This is a genomic window from Noviherbaspirillum autotrophicum (genome assembly GCF_000818395.1).
Lineage (GTDB): Bacteria > Pseudomonadota > Gammaproteobacteria > Burkholderiales > Burkholderiaceae_D > Noviherbaspirillum > Noviherbaspirillum autotrophicum.
Genome location: NZ_JWJG01000028.1, coordinates 172,203 through 191,811, shown reverse-complemented (window position 1 = coordinate 191,811; position 19,609 = coordinate 172,203). Strand labels below are relative to the sequence as shown.

Annotated in this window: 13 protein-coding genes; 5 read left to right on the top strand and 8 right to left on the bottom strand. The window is 62.3% G+C overall.

The window, feature by feature from the left end:
• Positions 1-95 precede the first annotated feature (95 nt).
• Positions 96-2,012, top strand: a complete 1,917-nt coding sequence (locus tag TSA66_RS02155) for an AAA family ATPase (protein ID WP_040038819.1) — start codon at positions 96-98, stop codon at positions 2,010-2,012.
• Between the two features lie 58 nt (positions 2,013-2,070).
• On the opposite strand, the gene TSA66_RS02150 is transcribed toward TSA66_RS02155, so the two are convergent.
• From TSA66_RS02150 to TSA66_RS02125, 6 genes are all read right to left on the bottom strand, one after another.
• Positions 2,071-3,333 carry a branched-chain amino acid ABC transporter substrate-binding protein gene (locus tag TSA66_RS02150; RefSeq protein ID WP_052452023.1) on the bottom strand — a complete coding sequence of 421 codons (1,263 nt, stop codon included), beginning with the start codon at positions 3,331-3,333 and terminating at the stop codon, positions 2,071-2,073.
• A gap of 85 nt (positions 3,334-3,418) precedes the next feature.
• Positions 3,419-6,181: a hybrid sensor histidine kinase/response regulator gene (locus TSA66_RS25285; protein WP_052452022.1), complete on the bottom strand. Its 2,763-nt coding sequence runs from the start codon at positions 6,179-6,181 to the stop codon at positions 3,419-3,421.
• Positions 6,182-6,417: 236 nt separating this feature from the next.
• A complete protein-coding gene (locus TSA66_RS02140) occupies positions 6,418-7,158 on the bottom strand; it encodes a hypothetical protein (protein ID WP_157691566.1) in 741 nt (246 codons plus the stop codon).
• Positions 7,159-7,327: 169 nt separating this feature from the next.
• Positions 7,328-7,849, bottom strand: coding sequence for an outer membrane lipoprotein (locus TSA66_RS02135; protein WP_040038817.1), 522 nt, complete (start codon positions 7,847-7,849; stop codon positions 7,328-7,330).
• Positions 7,850-8,010: 161 nt separating this feature from the next.
• The gene (gene cphA / locus TSA66_RS02130; protein ID WP_040038816.1) at positions 8,011-10,584 is read right to left on the bottom strand and encodes a cyanophycin synthetase; all 2,574 of its coding nucleotides are present in this window, start codon (positions 10,582-10,584) and stop codon (positions 8,011-8,013) included.
• A gap of 56 nt (positions 10,585-10,640) precedes the next feature.
• The gene (locus TSA66_RS02125) at positions 10,641-12,818 is read right to left on the bottom strand and encodes a cyanophycin synthetase (RefSeq protein WP_040042069.1); all 2,178 of its coding nucleotides are present in this window, start codon (positions 12,816-12,818) and stop codon (positions 10,641-10,643) included.
• Positions 12,819-13,061: 243 nt separating this feature from the next.
• On the opposite strand from TSA66_RS02125, the gene TSA66_RS02120 reads away from it, so the two are divergent.
• From TSA66_RS02120 to TSA66_RS02110, 3 genes are all read left to right on the top strand, one after another.
• Positions 13,062-15,341, top strand: coding sequence for a cyanophycin metabolism-associated ABC transporter (locus TSA66_RS02120; RefSeq protein ID WP_040038815.1), 2,280 nt, complete (start codon positions 13,062-13,064; stop codon positions 15,339-15,341).
• Positions 15,338-15,802, top strand: a complete 465-nt coding sequence (locus TSA66_RS02115) for a cyanophycin metabolism-associated DUF1854 family protein (RefSeq protein ID WP_040038814.1) — start codon at positions 15,338-15,340, stop codon at positions 15,800-15,802. Before TSA66_RS02120 ends, TSA66_RS02115 begins: the two co-directional genes overlap by 4 nt.
• 253 nt (positions 15,803-16,055) lie before the next feature.
• Positions 16,056-17,138 carry an alpha/beta fold hydrolase gene (locus TSA66_RS02110; RefSeq protein WP_040038813.1) on the top strand — a complete coding sequence of 361 codons (1,083 nt, stop codon included), beginning with the start codon at positions 16,056-16,058 and terminating at the stop codon, positions 17,136-17,138.
• Positions 17,139-17,180: 42 nt separating this feature from the next.
• Here the strand turns inward: TSA66_RS02110 and TSA66_RS02105 are convergent, their stop codons facing one another.
• Positions 17,181-17,540 (bottom strand): hypothetical protein, encoded by a 360-nt coding sequence (locus TSA66_RS02105; RefSeq protein WP_052452021.1) that lies wholly within the window; start codon positions 17,538-17,540, stop codon positions 17,181-17,183.
• Positions 17,541-17,699: 159 nt separating this feature from the next.
• On the bottom strand, positions 17,700-18,203 hold the full coding sequence (bamE, locus tag TSA66_RS02100; RefSeq protein WP_040038812.1) for an outer membrane protein assembly factor BamE domain-containing protein: 504 nt from the start codon (positions 18,201-18,203) through the stop codon (positions 17,700-17,702).
• A gap of 427 nt (positions 18,204-18,630) precedes the next feature.
• On the opposite strand from bamE, the gene TSA66_RS02095 reads away from it, so the two are divergent.
• Positions 18,631-19,608 (top strand): tyrosine-type recombinase/integrase, encoded by a 978-nt coding sequence (locus TSA66_RS02095; protein WP_040038811.1) that lies wholly within the window; start codon positions 18,631-18,633, stop codon positions 19,606-19,608.
• Position 19,609: the final 1 nt, after the last annotated feature.

The window sequence follows — 19,609 nt, the reverse complement described above, 5'->3', positions numbered from 1 at the left end:
AACTCTGCTCAATCGGCTTGGTCCTATGTGTGCTGAAAGAAACGATGCGTGCAACATGACGTTGCACGGGCAGATTGATTGTTAAGGACTTCTTAATGCCTGATTTTTCAAAATTTTTCGAAATTTCAAAAAATAACTACGTGCGTGCCGCGTTGATTGCGCTGATTGCGGCAGCCGCAGTGGCATTCGCGTACAAGCCGATCGCCCTGCGCGATGCAAGCCCGGTGGTACAGTCGCAGGATATTTCCGAGATCACGCACCTGGCCGCCAACAAGGCTCGCCTGGAATACCTGCTGCTGGCCAAGCCGCTGTCGGATTTCCCACGCTACGTGATCAAGTACAAGGACTCTCCGCAGATCCACGTGGTCAAGGTGCCAAGCACGACGCACGCCAACCTGGAGCGCGAAGTGCTGCTGAAGAACGCGATTCCCTATGCGATTGCGCAGGATGCCTACCTCGACAGCCACAAGTCGGTGCTGGCGGACGACGCCGAGCAAGGCGGCATGTGGAGCGAAGCAGGTTCCCTGCTCGCCCGTAACGCCTTCGGCATCGTGCTGCTGCTGTTTATCGTCTTTGCCATGAAAAAGGGCCTTCCGGGCATGACCGGCGCACCAGCCGCGATGATCAAACCTGAGCACCTCAAGGGCAGCATGGACGACTTGGTCGGCATGGAAGACATCAAGCAGGAAGTCGCCCACCTGGAAGAAATGATCCGCAATCGCGACCTTTATCGTTCGCATAACATCGACAAGCCGTTCAACGTGATGTTGACCGGCCCGGCCGGTACCGGCAAGACCAAGCTCGCCGGCTATCTGGCGAAAAAGCTCGACGTGCCGCTGATCACCGCATCCGGTTCGGCGCTCGAATCCGGCTTCGTCGGCGGCGGCTCGAAGGCCTTGAATGCGATTTACAAGAAGGCATGCAAGCAAGGCAAGTGCATCATCTTCCTCGACGAAGCCCAAAGCCTGTTCATGCCGCGCGGCCGTGGCGAAAAGAAGTGGGAAGACGACACCGCCAACACCCTGCTCTCGCTGCTCGACGGCGTCAAGAGCGATGAAGGCGAAGGCGTGATCTGGGTGGTCGCCTCGAACTTCGACGACATGAACTCGCAGATGGACGAGGCGATGTTGCGCCGTTTCTCCGTGAAGATCAACTTCCGCCTGCCGAACAAGTCGGAACGCCGCGAACTGCTGAAGGTGTTCCTGTCGAAGAAGGATCCGGGCTGCATCGACTGGAGCCACCTGAACCTCGACTATGCCGCGGAAATCACTGCGAACCTGAGCCCCGCGCTGCTGGAAACCGTGGTCGACCGCGCCAGCATGATCGCGATCCAGGAAAAGACGCTGATCACTACCGATGTCCTGTTCCGCGCCTTCGAGCGCTCGACCATCGGCATGACCGACCGTGCGACCACGGCGGAACTGAACAAGCAGCGCGAGCGCGTAGCCCTGCACGAACTGGGCCACTTCTTCATGCAGATCGATCCGTACCTGCGTGCCGGCATGTCGTGGGATGAAGTGAAGGAAAAATCGCACCTGCTGAAGATCAGTACCGAGTCGGTATCCAAGATCGGCGCGCTCGGCTACGTGCTGTCGTCGGGCGAAGACGTGGCGCTGCAGACGCTGGAAGAGATGGAACAGGACATCATGCAGCTGTATGGCGGCGTGGCAGCCGAAGAGCTGTTCTACGGTGCGCGCGGCATTTCCGTGGGCAGCCAGAACGACATCCAGAAGGTCACCGCCAAGCTCGACCTGATGGTCAACCGCCTGTCGATGTACTCGCGCTCCAAGCTCGACTACACCCAGCTGCAGCGCGAGTCGCACGAGGAATCGCTGAAGCAGGTGGAAGCCAAGGCCGACGAGCTCTACACCCGCACGCTGGAAGCGATCAAGGGCTACAAGTCCACCATCGCGGAACTGAAGGACACGCTGCTGGAACGCTATGTGTTGTCCAAGGATGAAGTGTTCGAGCTGCTGGAAGAAATGAGCGAGCCCTGCCTGAAGGTTGCCTGATCAGCCAGGCGCCATGCAAAAGCCCCGTTTTACGACGGGGCTTTTTTTTCGCCAAAGCTCAGCGCGGCCGCTGCATCCTGCAGCTCGTCGGCAAGGCCGAAAACGACGTCGGCAGGTAGCGTTCCGTTCGAAAGCCATAGCCGCTGCCTTCGTTGTCAAACTGGACGCTGCCGTCGGCGACCTTGCGCATCACCGAAACGTACAGCGGCTGCTGCAGCTGGTGGTCGGCGGCCCGCATGCTTGCCTCATGAAACGCATTGCGGAAAACGGCGCCTTCGAGCGCCTTTGCCACTGCCAGCGCGTCGCTAGACCCGGCTTTCTCGATGGCGCCGGCGAGCATGTCAATCATCAGGTGCATGCGCAAGTGAACGTAGTCTTGCTCGGACTGGGGATACCGCCGGCGGAATGCGCGGTAGTACGCGTCGCTGGCCGAGTCGCTCGCGCCCTGGCCGGCATTCGGATGCCATTCCGCCACCGCCCGCACGCGCCCGACGCCGGCATCGCCGATGGCTGCCGGCGCGCCCAGGCTGTTGCCATAAAAAGTGTAGAACTTGATATTGAGGCCGGCATCTCTGGCCGCCTTGACCAGCAGGGTGAGATCGTTCCCCCAGTTTCCCGTGATGACCGTATCGGCGCCGCTGGCCCGGATCTTGGCGACATAGGGCGAAAAATCCTTGATTTTTCCGATCGGGTGCAAATCGTCGCCGACGATGGCGATGTCCGGGCGTTTCGCCGCCAGCTGGGCGCGCGCCACCTTGGCTAGATGCTGGCCGAAACTGTAGTCCTGGCCGATCAGGTACACGCGCCTGGCACTGCGGTCGGTCTTGATCACTTCGGTCAGCGCATTCATGCGCATGTCGGAGTTGGCGTCGAAGCGGAAATGCCAGAAGCTGCACTTCTCGTTCGTCAGCGCCGGATCGACCGCGGCATAGTTCAGCAACAGCATGCGCTGGTCCGGCACACGGCTGTTGTGCTTTTCGATCGCTTCGCTCAAGGCCAGCGCGACTGCGGAGCTGTTGCCTTGTGCGATGAAGTGGATGTGCTGATCGGCAAAATGGCGCAGTCCGGTCAGCGCTTCTTCCACGCCTTGCTTGTTGTCATAAGTGACCAGTTCCAGTGGATGGCGGCCATCCGGCAGTTTCACGCCGCCGCGGGCATTGACCTGCTCGATAGCGTAGTTCAGGTTGCGTACGACTGCCTGGCCGGCATTGGCAAAGGGGCCGGATAGCCCGTCGATCATGCCGATCCGGATCGGCTCGGCGGCGCTGGCGGCGGCTCCCAGGGCAAGCAGTACTGTCGCAAATAGAGGCTTGATGTTCATACGGCATTGTCATGTTTCAAAGGCCGAATGATACACAGAACAGGCGCGCCGAGCGCCGGACCTCCCCTGCCGCATGCAGCAGGCTTCAGGCCGCGTCGAGCAGCGAGCGCAGCGCGTTGATGTCGACCGGCTTGACCAGGTGATGGTCGAAACCGCATTCCTTCGAGCGGCGCCGGTCTTCCTCGCCGCCCCAGCCGCTTAACGCGATCAGCAGCAGCCCGTCGAAGCGCGGCTGTTGCCGGATGTGCCGCGCCACCTCGTAGCCGTTCATGCCGGGCATGCCGATATCCAGCAGCACGACTTCGGGATGGCTGGTGTCGAGCGCCTGCAGCGCCGCCTGCCCGTCATGCGCCACCTGGGTTTCCGCACCAAAATGCTCAAGCAGCATGCCCAGGCTTTCCGCTGCATCATGGTTGTCATCCACGATCAGGACGCGCTTGCGGCGCATCGGGGCGGCCTGCGCCGCGCTGTTCCCCGAATCGGGCTGGTAGATGCAGCCTTCGACCAGCGGCAGGCGCACCACGAAGCGGCTGCCCTTGCCTGGTCCCGCGCTGCTGGCGTCGACGCTGCCGCCATGCATTTCGACCAGGCGACGCACCAGATAGAGACCGATCCCGATGCCGCCTTGCCAGCGCCCCTCCGCATCACCCGCCTGCGCAAAGATGTCGAATACGTGGGGCAGCATGTCGGGCGGAATACCGACTCCACTGTCGCGCACCTCGATCGTCGCCACGCCCCCCTCCCGCCAGGCGCTCAGCCAGATGCAGCCGCCGTCCTCGGTATATTTCGCGGCATTGTTCAATAGATTGGCAAATACCTGCTCCAGGCGTACCGGGTCGCCTTCCAGCAGCATTTCTTCCGGCGCCACCGATACGCTCAAGCGGTGACGTGCATGATCGATATGCGGCATGCTGGTATCGACTGCGTTGTCGAGCGCGTCAGCGAGCCGGACCAGGCCGCGGCGCAGTTCGATCTTACCGGTCGTGATGCGCGATACCTCCATCAGGTCGTCCACCAGCCGCACCATATGGTCCACCTGCCGCTCCATCATCTGTTGCAGCCGTCCGAGGCCGCCCTGCTCCGCCGCCACCTGCATCATTCCGATCGCGTTGCGGATCGGCGCCAGCGGGTTGCGCAGTTCGTGCGCCAGCGTTGCGATGAACTCGTCCTTGCGGCGGTCCGCTTCCTTGAGCGCCTCTTCGGCGCGAATGCGTTCGATCTGGTCGATCGCCTGGATCGCATACAGGTCCAGCGTGCGCAAGTCGCGCTCCGACGGACGGTGTGCATGCCGGAAGTGGGTCGACAGCACGCCCAGCAGATTGCCGTTGCGGCTCACCAGCGGCGTCGACTGGACACTGCGATAACCGCCGGCGGCGGCCATCTCGCGCAACGGCGCGCCATCCGGATGGGTGTGCAGGTCGTCGACCACGATCCGCTGCCGGTTGCGCGCGGCGACTGCACATACATATTTCTCATCCACGCTTATGGAGCGAAACCGCTCGAGATAGGCCGGTTCGAAGCCGCGCTGCACGACGATTTCGAGCATGCGCGCCGCCGGCTGGTAAAGCTGAATACTCCCCATCGCCGCGCCCAGCATCAGCAGCGCCGCATCCAGCACTTCGCGCAGGGCCGATTGCATGTCGCTGGTCACAAGCAGGCGCGAACTCAAGTCGTGCAGCCGGCTCATGGCCGCCAGCTCGAAGGCCAGCTGCGCCTCGCTGCGGCGCAGGGCTTCTTCGATACGGGCGCGTTCGGCGGCTTCGCTCCGGGTCTGCGCATGGTCCGCCCCGCATGCGGGCCCGTCCAGCGCCGGCGCGGGTTGCGCGTACGATGTCGGCGCCTCCTGCTCGACCAGGTCCCCGAGCGAACGGGCGATCCCTTCGTAGAATCCGTGGTAGTCCGCATCCAGCTCGCGGCGGGGGCTAATGCCGCCGATGAGAAAACCGGCCACGCTGCCGGTGCCCGCGGCCCTGATCGGCATCACCACGGCGGTATGCGGCGGCTCCGGCCAGGCGCCGCCCGGCAGTGCGCCGAAGCGGCGCCCCAGCCGCGTGACGACCTCGGTACGGCCAGTCGCCATGACCCTGGCGATCGACCAGCCGTCCGCCTCGGCCGACAGCGCATCCCGGTCGAATGCCGGGGCCGCGCCGGAAGCGCCGCACGCAAGGCCCGCCGCCACGCACAGGCGGATGCCGCCATTGTCGTGATCGACCAGATAAATCAGCGCAAAAGGAATATCGTGCGGATTCGCGGCGAGGATGCGGCCGGCGGCCTGCAAAGCCGCTTCCGAGCGTGAATCCTGATGCCCTGCGCAAGCCGCCAAGTCGCGCAGCGTCTGCCGGCGTCGTCGCTCCAGCACGCGTTGCGTCGTTTCAACGACATGGCAGGCAATACCGCTCACAGTACCGCAATCCTCCTGCAGCGGGGCATAGTCAAGGCGGTGATAGGTTTCTTCCAAGAAGCCTTTGCGTTCGAGAATGATCTGCAATTCCTCGTCGCAGGCCGGATCACCTGTCTGGATGACGGATTGGACACGCAGGCCAATTTCATCCCATGCGGCGGCGAGCAGGATGCGCGCCGATCGGCCCAGTGGCCACGGTTGTTCCGTTCCAAGCATCTGTTCCGCATAGCGGTCGTTGTAAAACTGGATCAGTTCGCGCCCCCACCAGATCAGCATCGGATGCGGACTGCCCAACATGATGGAAAGTGCGCTGCGCAGGCCAGGCGGCCAGGCTGCGGCGGGTCCGAGCGCGCTTTCCGGCCAGTCGAATGCGCGCATGCGGCGCGCCATTTTGCTATTGCCGGGGAAAACACGCTCCAGCTTTTCGTCTCCGCGTACTGTCTTCATGCGTTGTTTTATTGTTTGAAAATGTGCAGGCCATACGCGGTCGACCAACACGAATGAATTAGCGGCACGGTTTTCCGGCAATGTCGAGCATCGACCGGTGGGCGTGCGGCAGCGCTCCCTGCGCAGCGCCGGCCATGGGTCATCACGCCGGAAATTCATCCTATCGCACAGCATCGTCAGAAGACGTCCAACTGCACGTTCTTATCAAGAGTACATCTTTTCAGAAAAGTTCATATTTACAAGTCAAATTCCACTGGGATACATGCAATCCGTTCCCCGGTGGCCGCGGCGTCCGCCGCTTCCCTGGAATCGTGCTGGGTGAGGAGAAACCGTTCGCGCCCGCCCATGGAGCGGTTCGGGTAGATGTTGATGAACAGGGACTGCTTTTGCGGCACGTTTTCGAGAAAGCGCGGCCCGTTTTCCGAAATCTGCCCCTCCAATGTAAACATCGTTACAACCTGATCGTCGCCAATATAGCCAAGCACCTTGAACAGCGGATGGCGCGCCCTGGTCGTGACAATATCCACCGGCTGTTTTGTGGTGATGGTGCGTACCGGCTTGGAAAAGTCGAGCGGCATGTCCACCCGTGCGGGGGCGATGCGTTCGGCAACCAGCGTGCGGGTCACCTCCGGGTCGTCGTTGGTTTGCGCGGCCGAGACGTGCGCCCCTCCCGGTCTCGCGCGACCATACCCTCTGCCTGTCGTGGTCCGTGCTCCGCCGGTGTGTAAAGCCGTCACGTTCGGCTCGTCAGCGTCCGCATGCGGCTCGGTCCTGCCGGTGCCGGTCACGGCCTCGTGCGGCACGGCGGCACCTCCGGGCGGCTTGTCGAACGTCCTTTTCGGTACATTGAAGGTCATTTCGTAGTTATACAACTGCTCGTCCGTCATGTCGGGATACGGCGCGGGATGGCCGCCGTCGATGGTGCGGTACTTGACGGCCGGCTCGCGCCGCCGAAATACCGTATCAAGGATACTCACTTCCACCTCCTTCAAGCGATTCGACGGTAATTCGCCTGCCACTTGCACAGGCAAGCGCAGGCAAACTGCGAACCGATGACAATTCGACTATCTGCTGCTCGGACAGTTCGGAGCAAGATTGAATTTCATTGCCGCGAATCCGGTTTCGGCACCACCCGCCGCGCCGCAGTCAATAGCGATAGACGCGCTCGTTCTCGATGCGCACGCGATTGCCGACCTGAAGGCCGGCCACGCTGTCCTGCGTGATGGTCTGATAGCCGCCGTTATCCAGGCGCACCCCGATCTGATACGCGTTGCGCGCTTGGGCGTTGCGCTGCTCGATCTGGTCGCCCATCATGGCGCCGCCGATCACACCGGCAATCGTGGCGGCAGTGCGCCCGTTGCCGCCACCGACCTGGTTGCCCAGCAAACCGCCGACCAGGCCGCCGACCACGGCTCCCGTGCCGCTACCGGCGGCGGGCGCCTGGCCCATGCGGATCGAATCGACGGTGCCGTAGGAATTGGAATAGGCGGCGGAAGCGGGCTGCGGATAAGGCTGCGGGTAAGCCTGAGGATAAGGCTGGGACTGGGGCGCCGGCGTGGCCGGATAGGACCCGGCGTTGCCCTGTCCATAATAGCCAGGGCTTGCACAAGCGGTAAGCAACATGATTGCCGTCGCGGTCGCGACGGCAATGGCGAAAGACTTTTTCATGACAATCCTCAATGAATGACGTCTTTATTTAACGTCAAACGCTCGGCCCAAGCTGCGAATGGCCGGTAAGGATTGCAACAAGTTGTTTCCGTTGTCGCGTGAAGCCGCCGTCGTCACGTGCGGCCTGGCGGCAGACGCGATGACGCGTCCGCCGCTGCGGTTTACGCGCTTTCGGCGATGCGGCGCGCGATATGCGCGAGCGCCTCCTCCACCTGATCGACCAGGATCAGGCACAGGTCGCCCGGCTGCAGGTCCGCGAGCGCGGTGTCGATGGCGAGGAATTCGCCGGTAATTTCCTTCACGTCGCGGGTCCGGCTCGCACCTGCCAGGCCTTCGCGAAGCAGTGCAAGCACCTCGCCGTCGCCCCGGCCGCGCTGGCACTGGTCCTGATACAGGACAACCCGGTCGAACGCATGGCCCAGGATCTCGGTCTGGCGCCGCAAGTCTTCGTCGCGCCGGTCCCCGGCGCCGCTAATGACCACCGAACGAGCCTTTGCCGGCATCGACTCTACCGCCGTCGCCAGCGCGGCGATCGCATCCGGATTGTGGCCGTAATCGGCGATCAGCGTGGCGCCGCGATAGGAAAACAGGTTGAAGCGGCCCGGCGCGCTTTGCGCGTCGCTCACGAAGGTCTTCAGCGCCGCGCGCATGACTGCCCAATCCACGCCGAGCGCCCAGGCGGCGCCGATGGCTGCCATGGCATTTTCAATTTGGAAGCCGATCGTGCCGTTGTGGGTCAGCGGAATATCCGACAGCGCAATGCGTTGCTGCTCGATGCCTTGCGACGCAACGATATCGTCGCCGTCGCGGTAGACCACGCGCAAGCCCTTGGCGCGATGGGTCGCCATGACCGGATGATGGCGGTCGGCGGCAAAGAAGGTGACCGTTCCCTGGCAAGCCTTGGCCATGTCCGCCACCATCGGATCGGCGGCATTGAGCACCGCCGTGCCGTTGGGTGCGACGTTCTGCACGATCACGCGCTTGACGACCGCCAGATCTTCCACAGTAGAAATGTAGTTAAGACCGAGGTGGTCGCCGACGCCGATATTGGTTACGACCGCCACGTTGCAACGGTCAAAACCCAGGCCTTCGCGCAACACACCACCGCGGGCCACCTCGAATACGGCCGCATCGACATCGGGATGGAGCAATACGTTGCGCGCGCTGCGCGGACCGCTGCAGTCGCCGGTATCGGTGCGCCTGCCCTGAACATAGACGCCGTCGGTACCTGTCATGCCGATGCGCAAGTTTTTGCTTGCCAAGATATGAGCGATCAAGCGCGTCGTGGTGGTCTTGCCGTTGGTACCGGAAACCGCGACGACCGGAATGCGCCCGTCATCGCCATCCGCGTACATCATCGAAATAATCGCGTCGCCCACCGCACGGCCTTTGCCGAACGATGGCTGCAGGTGCATGCGCAGACCGGGTGCGGCATTGACTTCGACAATGCCGCCACCCTGCGCTTCCAGCGGCTGGATCACGTTTTCACACACCACGTCCACGCCGCAGATGTCGAGCCCGACCATTTGCGCCGCCTCGACCGCGCGCGCCGCCACTTCGCGGTGCACATCGTCAGTGACATCGGTGGCGGTGCCGCCGGTAGATAGGTTGGCATTGTTGCGCAAAATAACGTTGACGCCCTTGGGCGGCACGCTATCGGCGTTATAGCCTTGCTTGGCCAGCGTCGCCAGGGCGATCGCGTCGAACCGGATCTTGGTCAGCGAAGTCGCATGGCCGTCGCCCCGCAAAGGATCGCGGTTGACCTGCTCGACCAGTTCGCGCACGCTGTGCACGCCGTCGCCGATCACTTGGGGTGGCGCGCGCCGTGCCGCTGCCACCAGCTGATTGCCGACCACCAGCAAGCGAAAATCGTGGCCGGGCAGGTAGCGTTCCACGATCACATCGGAGCTGATTTCGCTGGCGGCCGCAAATGCCGTCAGGACTTCCCCGCGGGTGCTGATATTGACCGTGATACCTTTGCCCTGATTGCCGTCGCGCGGCTTGACCACCACCCGGCCGCCCAGTTCGCTTGCGACCTGCCACGCCTGTTCCGCGCTTTCCACGGAACGCCCGCGCGGTACCGGAACGCCGGCGGCATCCAGCAAGGCCTTGGTCAATTCCTTATCCTGCGCGATCGATTCGGCAATTGCGCTGGTGCTGTCGGTTTCCGCCGCCTGGATGCGGCGCTGCTTGCTGCCCCAGCCGAATTGCACCATGCTGCCCTCGGTCAGCCGGCGGTAAGGAATGCCGCGCTTGAGCGCCGCATCCACGATCGAGCCGGTCGACGGGCCAAGGCGCACATCCTCGTCCAGCTCGCGCAGGCGCGCCAGGCTTCCCGCCAGGTCGAACGGGCGGTCTTCCATCGCGCTCTTGCACAGTTCCTCGGCCAGCTCCAGCGCCAGGCGCCCCACCGCTTCCTCGGTATATTCGACGATCACCTGGAACACGCCCGTCTCGACCGTCTGCACGGTGCGGCTGAAGGCCACCTTGCATCCGGCCTGCGCCTGCAGGCAGAACGCGGCGCTTTCGAGCGCATGTGCCAGCGACGCCGGTTGCGGATTGTCCGCCGACGGCAGAAATTCCACCTCCGGGAAGCGCGCGCGCAGCCGGGTTTCCAGCCCCGGCATCGAGGTCATCGAACATTCCTCCGGCGTGCATCGGACAATGGCTTCGATCGCCGTATGCCGGCTCCACAGGTTTGGGCCGCGCAGCGCACGGATCCGCGATATTTCCATGAACAGCTTTCCTTCTTTACCCGTCCGCAGCTGCGGACGGGATTTTTGTAGTCATCTTATTTGGCCGCGGCCAATCCGTTATCGAATGTTTCCAGTCCGGTGCGAATCAGGTCGGCCGGCAGCCCCAGCGCCCAGGCAGCGCCGACGGCGGCCAGGATGGCTGCATGGCGTTCCCCGTTGACGCCGCCCGCAGCCATGGGAATGTCGGCCATGCGGCAAATCGCCGACTCTTCCGCGCCGACTGCCATGATCAGCTGTCCATCGCGCACGTAGACCGAACGACCATCCTGTTGCCGGTGCGCTTGCAGCCGCGGCAAGTCGGCCTGCAGACCGAAGAACAGCACGTCGCCGTCGCACAGGGATGCCAGTTCCACCACCCGATCGTCGCCGGCGTTGAGCACGGCTACGCCATCGGGCAAGACAACGTCGACCTGGGTGCGGACCACGTTGACCAGCTTCTCCACGTCGTCGACATAGAAGTCGGGCACCAGCCCGGCCGGATCAATGCCGGTGACCACGCCAACCTGGCAGCGGTCGTACGCCAGACCATCGGCCAGGATGGTGCGGCAAGCGTTTTCAAAGACACCGGCCTCGACGGCGCGATTCATCAGAATCCGGTTGCCGGACTGCCAGTTCGCGCAGTCGCCCTGTTCGATGCGGCGCTCGTTCACATACAGGCCGTCGCCGCAGGCCACGCCGACATACAGGCCGTGCAGGTGCAGCAGGCGTCCGACCAGCCGCGCCACCAGGGTCGTGCCATGGCTGCCGGCCACGCCCACCACCGGAATGCGGCCGCTGTCCTGTTCGCCGAACAGATGGTCGACGATCGCTCGCCCGACCGGGCGCGGCTTGCCGGAAGCCGGCTTCAGGTGCATCAGCAGGCCGGGTCCGGCATTGACTTCGACGATGGCGCCGCCCTGCTCTTCCAACGGGCGGGAAATGTCCTGCGTCACCAGATCGACTCCGGCGATGTCCAGGCCAACGATACGCGCAGCCAGCGCGGCGGCGGCGGCGACCTCGGGATGAACGTCGTCGGTGCAATCGAAGGCGAGGTTGCCGCGGCTCTGGATCAACACGACCTTGCCCTGCGGCGGCACCGAATCGGGGCCGAGCCCCTGGCGTTCCAGCACCAGCAGCACGGTCGGATCTTCTTCATACGTGATCAGGCTGAGCGGGAAATCCTCGTGCTCGCCGCGGCGCGGATCGGTATTGAGCTGGCTGTCGATCAGCTGCGTGATGTTGGACACTCCGTCGCCGGTCACGGTGGCGATCTCGCCCTTGGTGGCGGCGGCCAGCTTGCCGCCCACGATCAGCAGGCGGTGCTCGTCGCCGCGCACGAAACGCTCGACGATGACGTCGCTGCCCTCTTCTTCAGCCAGCTTCCAGGCGGCCTCCACTTCCTGCCGGGTGTTCAGGTCCATGGACACGCCGCGCCCATGGTTGGCGTCGGACGGCTTGACCACAACCGGCGTGCCGATATCCTGCGCCGCTTCCCAGGCATCTTCCGGGCTTTTCACGATCCGTCCCTCGGGCACCGGCACGCCGCACGACGACAGCAGTCGCTTGGTCAGGTCCTTGTCGCTGGAAATGCTCTCGGCAATGGCCGGCGTCTTGTCGGTCTCAGCGGTCCAGATGCGGCGCTGACGAGCGCCGTAGCCGAGTTGCACCAGGTTGCCATCGTTGAGGCGCATCGATGGAATGCGTCGGTCCGCGGCGGCATCGACGATGCACGCGGTGCTGGGCCCCAGGCAGAGCGAGTCGACCATATCGCGCAGCTTGTCGACCACCGCCGCCACATCGACCGGCTGGTCGTCGATTGCCGCCATCACCAGGTCGCGTGCCGCATACAGCGCCGTGCGGCTGACCTGTTCATTGCGGGATCGCACCACAACCTTGTACACGCCGCGCTTGGAAGTCTCGCGCGCCTTGCCGAATCCGGTCTGCATGCCGGCCAGATTTTGCAGCTCGATCGTGACGTGTTCCAGGATGTGGCCGGGCCAGGTGCCTTCCTTCAGGCGCAGCAGGAAGCCGCCGCGTTCGCCGATGCCGCAGCGATGTTCGATCAAGCCGGGCAGCCATGCCGTCAGCCGCTCGTAGAAACCGGGGATGGTGTTGGAAGGGGCGTCTTCCAGATCGCCGATGTCGACCCATGCTTCGAGGACCGGACGGTAAGTCCAGATATTTGGTCCGCGCAGCGATATCACATTGATAATGTCAATGTATCTTTTATTCATGTCGGTGCTGTCAGGCAGTGCGTGCAAGTGCAAAATTTCAAAAACACAACGTGATAACGCTCTGCTTGAAAATAGGTTTACTCGGAAACAAAAGAATTTTTCCGCGCAGTAATATACTATGTTGCGCTTGGTTCGTCCTAATGTGATCGCAAACAGAACACCCGAAGCCACAACTTCAGCTGCTCATACCGTTATACTTCCGGCCTGGCGCCCCGCGCCGCCTCGAAGAAAACCGAATTTTCAATGTCGTCATCCAATTATCCGCTTCCCGAGTCCTGGCGCCCCGACCTGCAGTCGCAACTGGCCGTTGGCGAAACCGCCGTCGCCTGCCTGGAACTCGACCTCGACACCGAATTATGTTTCAACGCCGGCCTGCTCGTTGTCACCGAGCGCCGCCTGCTGGCCAAGGCGCCGGGCAAACAAGACTGGCAATCCTGGCCGCTCCAGCACGGCCTGAAACTGACGCATCACGATCACGCCGGTGTCGGCACGCTCGAACTGCAGGACGAGCGTGCGCGGCTGGCTTGCTGGCGCTACACCTTGGGCCGCAATCCGGCCGCACTGCGGCTGATCGACCACTTCGATGCCCAATGCGCCGCCGCCCAGGCCGGCACGCAGGTCAGGCGGCTGGAGCAGTCGCTGTGCCCGAGCTGCAAGGCACCGCTGCCGCCAGACCAGGAGGAATGCCCAGTCTGCACCAAGGAAATTCACACGCCGCCGTCAACCTGGACCCTGTTTCGGCTATGGCGCTTCGCGCGGCCGTACCAGGGGCAACTGCTGGCCGGCTTCCTGCTGACGCTGGTCGCCACTGCCGCCAACCTGGTGCCGCCCTACCTGACCATGCCGCTGATGGACAACGTGCTGATCCCTTACCAGAACGGCAAGGAAATCAATGTCAAGCTGGCCGCGCTCTACCTGTCCGGGCTGCTCGGTTCGGCCCTGTTCGCTTGGGGTCTCGGATGGGCCAAGACCTATATCCTGGCGCTGGTATCGGAGCGCATCGGCGCCGACTTGCGCACCTCCACCTACGAACACCTGATGAAGCTGTCGCTGGAGTACTTCGGCGGCAAGCGCACCGGCGACCTGATGGCGCGCATCGGCTCGGAATCCGACCGCATCTGCGTGTTCTTGTCGCTGCACCTGCTCGACTTTGCCACCGACGTGCTGATGATCGTGATGACCGCAGCGATCCTGGTGTCGATCAATCCCTGGCTGGCACTGGTGACACTGCTGCCGCTGCCCTTCATCGCATGGATGATTCATGTCGTGCGCGACAAGCTGCGCCACGGCTTCGAAAAGATCGACCGCATCTGGTCGGAAGTGACCAACGTGCTGGCCGATACCATTCCCGGCATCCGCGTGGTGAAGGCATTTGCACAGGAAAAGCGGGAAGTCGCGCGCTTTCGCGAAGCAAACCAGCACAACCTCGCGGTCAACGACCGCGTCAACAAGGTCTGGTCGCTGTTTTCCCCGACCGTCACGCTCCTGACCGAGATCGGCCTGCTGGTGGTGTGGGGCGTCGGCATCTGGCAGGTCGGGCACGGCCAGATCACGGTCGGCGTGCTGACCGCCTTCATCGCCTACATCAGCCGCTTCTATACCCGCCTCGATTCGATGAGCCGCATCGTATCCGTGACGCAGAAAGCCGCAGCCGGCGCCAAGCGCATCTTCGACATCCTTGACCATGTATCGAACGTGCCGGAGACGGCGAACCCGGTGCCGCTGCCGCGCGTACAGGGGAAACTTGCGGGCAAGATCGAATTGCAGAATGTTGGTTTCCGCTATGGCAACCGCGCAGTCATCCGCGGCGTCGATCTGACCATCGAACCGGGTGAAATGATTGGCCTGGTCGGCCACAGCGGCTCGGGCAAGAGTACGCTGGTCAACCTGATCTGCCGCTTCTACGACGTAGCCGACGGGGCGATCAAGGTCGACGGCACCGACATCCGCTCTTACGCGGTGTCCGATTACCGCCGCAATATCGGCCTGGTGCTGCAGGAACCCTTCCTGTTCTTCGGCACCATTGCCGAAAACATCGCCTACGGCAAGCCGGAGGCTACGCGCGAAGAAATCGTCGCCGCCGCGCGCGCCGCGCATGCACACGAATTCATCCTGCGACTGCCGCACGGTTACGACTCGCTCGTCGGCGAACGTGGCCAGACCCTGTCTGGCGGCGAGCGCCAGCGCATTTCGATCGCGCGCGCGCTGCTGATCGATCCGCACATCCTGATACTGGACGAAGCGACCTCTTCGGTCGACACCACCACCGAGCGCGAAATCCAGAAGGCGCTCGACAACCTGGTGCGCGGCCGTACCACCATTGCGATCGCGCACCGGCTTTCGACGCTGCGTCGCGCGTCGCGCCTGGTCGTGCTGGACCGCGGCCAGATCGTGGAAGTAGGCAATCATGAGGAATTGCTGGCGCGCGAAGGACATTACTACCAGCTGCATCAGGCGCAGGCCCGCCTGGCGGAGAATGAAGCCGTGCTTGGCGAAGCACCGGAACAGGAGGTGGCGGCATGAAGCCTTTTCAATTGCAGCGCAATGCATTCGGCCGGCTGGTCTTCACCGGGGCCGACGGCCAGGTGCATGAAGGCGTGGTGCCGGTGCGCGCCTTTCCGATCGCCGCGCCAGACGAGGGCCTGGCGCTGGTCAGTGCCGACGGACGCGAACTGGCATGGATCGAGTCTCGCGCGGCCTTGCCGGCGGAAGTGCGCCAGCTGGTGGAAGAAGAACTGGCCAGCCGCGAATTCCTGCCGCAGATCCGGCGCATCCGCCACGTGTCGAGCTTTGCCACGCCAAGTACCTGGGATGTGGAGACCGACCGCGGCGATACAAGTTTCGTGCTCAAAGGCGAAGAGGATATCCGCCGCATCGGCCATGTCACGCTGCTGATTGCCGACAGCAATGGCATTCAGTTCCTCATCAAGGACTTGCAGGCGTTGGACAAGAACAGCCGCAAACTGCTCGACCGTTTCCTTTAAAGCACTGACTGTCGACGATGCCGTCGTCGCGGCTGTCCGGCAGACATGTCGCATCGAACGGCGCCTCTTCAGCCGGCGCCACTCCGTGGAGTTCCTACAAGGCAGCAACCGAGCAAGTTATGCTGAGACAAATATTCGTCGCGGCCATCTTGTTCCATGCCGGCGCAACGACGCCAATTGAACCGAATCAAGCGTATCCGCATCTCACTAGACAATAGCAAATGTGGATTGCTCAACGCTGGAGATCGGCCCCATGTATCCATCCTCAAACGCAGTCCGCTGGTGGTACGAATCGCTCGACCGCTTGCGCCGGCAGCGTGGGATGGCGCTGGATCGATGGGGCTTGGGCCCGGAAGAGTCATCTTACCGGACGGTGATTACATACGGCGGTGTGCGCTTGCGGCACTACGGTGGCAGCGCGTCGCAACCGGCCGCCCTGATTGTCCCCGCCCCCATCAAGCGTCCTTATATCTGGGACCTGTCTCCGGGGCGAAGCGTCGTGCGCGATGCGCTCGCACGTGGCATGCAAGTCTACCTGATGGAATGGCTCGACCCGCCCGGCACCGATGCCAGCCCTGGGCTGGAAGAATATGGCTATGCGCTGATCGACCGCTGCATCGACACGATTACGTCCGGCGCATCGGCGGAACAGCCGGTCTTTCTTCTTGGGCACTCGCTGGGCGGCGTGTTAGCCGCGATTTATGCGGCGCTGCAGCCTGAACGCGTCGCCGGTCTGATTACGGTGGAAGCCCCACTGCATTTTGGCGCGGCGGCGGGCTCCTTCCTTCCCTTGCTCGCGTTCGGCCCGCGCGCCGCCAGCGTGACCCGATGGTTCAATGCCGTGCCGGGCTCCGTACTGGGCCAGGCAAGCATTACGGCGTCGCCCACCTCATTTCAAGCCGAACGCTATCTGGACCTGATCAAGAGCCTCGGTTCCGCACAAGCGCTGGAAGGACATTGGAAGGTGCAGCGCTGGACCCTCGATGAAGCGCCGATGTCGTGCAGCCTGTTCGAACAGGTAGTCGAGCAGCTGTACCGCGAAGACCGGTTCATGCAAGGCTGTCTTCATATCCATGGGAAAGACATCGGCCCGTTCAGCATCACCTCGCCATTCCTCGCAGTGTACGACCCGCGCAGCCTGATTATCCCGCCCGCCTCGATCATCGACTTCCACCGCGCAGCCGCCAGTGCCGAGAAACGCTTGCTCGCCTATCATGGCGACACGGGAATTGCGCTCGCACATGTCGGCGCACTTGTCGGACGCAATGCACACGACAAGCTATGGCCCGAGATTTTCGACTGGATCAATGCCGCCACCGCTCCACGTCGGCAATAAAAAAGAGCGGCGAAGGCCGCTCCTCTTGCCAGCCGAAGGCGCTTATTTGCTGCCCGAATCCGAACCTTGCTCGGCACTGCTGCCTGCACCCGATGCGCCGCCCGAGGTGCCGGAAGTGTCGGAGCTGCGCTCCATCGACTTCGACGCTTTCCCTCCATGGGACTTATATTTCTTCGAATGCATCCGCTTGGCCGGCTTGTTGCTCGCCGTTCCACTCTCGCCCGATGCCTGGTCGCTGGCATTCTGCTGCTGCGACTGGAGCTCGGCCGCATGCCGTTCGACCTCCGCGGCGCGCGCCGGGTCGGTGCTCTCGCGAATTTCAGACTTCGGCGATTCTGCAGCGAATGACACGCAGGCAAGCGATAACAGGGAAATGCCAAGGGCAAAAGAAGTTTTCTTCATCGTATTCTCCATAAGCAAGCTCGAAAAACGGCGCTTGAAAACAAGGCCGGTATTAACGCTTCTTGCATTAGGACTCGCGTCTGAAGTTTCGGTTTCGTCAATGTTGCTATTTTTTGTTGAGATAAGGCAAACCACACCCTACTTGGCGCCTGTCACGCCTTAACTCGGCATCGCGTCCGCACTTGTGGTACGGACAACCTTGCCGGTTGTCATATCGAAATGGACGTTGAAGAAGCGCGTCTCGTGATTGCTCAGGTAACGCCAATCCCATACTTCCTCGTTCTTGAGCTTGAACTGCATGATTGTTCGCGGGCGGCCCAGCATATGCCGCACCTCGTCCTTGCTCATGCCTTCATGAATGCGTGCAAAGTTCTCGTCGGTCAGCACCTGCCTGTAGTCCTGCAGCTTGCCATCGCGGCCAATATGGAAAAACCAGGTACGCGCACCCTCAGGCCCCTTCGGATATTCCAGCGTGCGGGTGCCGTCCTTCTCCTCCCACACCGTGTCGGGCTCACCCATCACGACGCGCACGTCCCCCTCGGTCGAGATCCCCTTCTCCAGCCGGTCGAGACCGAATTCCTCGATCAGCCGTCCTTGCCGGTCACAGCCAAGCGCAAGCAAGCTGGTGGCAAGCAGGAGGAAATAACGAAAGATCCGGATCATGTTTTTGGTATGGGTGCAGGCCGCAGCGAAAAATTAAGAGGTCGACGAAGGCGATACGTTGCATCGCCTTCGTTCAATCGTTGATGGGTATCATACCGCCCTGTCCATGACAACTGGAAGAAAGTCTCATGGCCGCCAAAGAATACAATATACCGGTTCAGAATATGTCTTACTCAAGTCCAATGCAAACCCTTGCAAGCAAGAGCACGAGGCATCGGTGACATATCTGAAGTCGGTATATTGCATTTTTCTTGCTGCGCCGTTCCTGCCCACCACTTGAACATAGTGAAGCACAAAGACCATCGCGCTGGCCGTCGCAACTGAACCACTCAGACTCCCCACCACTCCTAAGCTTGCGAGCGATGCAACGTTCGAAATAGCAAGCAGCTGGTTCCCATGTGAATCAATGCATTTGGCGGGAGGAACAATGGAACAACTGGATCTGCTCGACCTGCCGCAAATCCATTCCGGCGAGTTGTGGCTGAAGAATCCACATGCAGCCTTCGAAACTTGGCAGCGTAGTATTCCACATGCAAACGGCTTCCTGTACGCGGAGCGCTCGGTGCGCCAGCACTGCGCTATGTGGCGGCGCTTCGTGCACTTTCTCGACGCTAACAGCCTCGATGTCCGCTCGATTCAGGCAGACAAGCTGGTGCAATTTCTTGACTGTCTGCAGAGCAAGAGCGGCGGCGCAGCGGAAGACTCCACCAAGCGGCGCTACCTGAAACTGCTGGCGCCGGTATTCGAGCATCTGAAAAAAACAGGTGTGCGGCGTGGAGGCAATCCGTGTGCGCCGCTATATAAATATTATCGGCCGGCACCCGTAAAGAATCCCGGCGCACTTGCCTCTCAAGAGGATGAAAGATTCATTGCGGCCGTGCTGACGCAGCAGCCGCGCACCTGGCGCGATTATCGCGACCAAGCGATGATGGTGCTGATCATCGGTTCCGGTCTGTATACCAGCGAAATCATCGGCCTGGAAATGGACCAGATCTTCCTCGACGCCGATCCACCTTACCTGCACATCGCGGCACACGGCAAGGTTCCGGAACGCAAAGCGCCCATCGTCGCGTTCGCACGCGAGCCCTTGCGCAAATGGCTGGCATTGCGCGCGACGCTGCCATTGCGCGGCGAAAGGGCGGTGTTTGTGTCAGGCAAAGGAGGAAAAATGCTGCCGGCCACGCTATATCGCAAGGTGCAGTCGGTACTGAAGTCGAACAGTGCGGCCTTGCGCCCGCGCGGCGGATTCGGCCCGCAGGTATTGCGCAATTCCTTCCTGATGCGGCAACTTGCAAAGGACAAGCCGGTCGACGTGGTGCAGCAATGGGCCGGGCACGTCGAGCTCAAGTCGACCTTGCGCTACCGCCGCTTGCTGGTGAATCCACGCGGCGTGGAAGCGGAGTGAT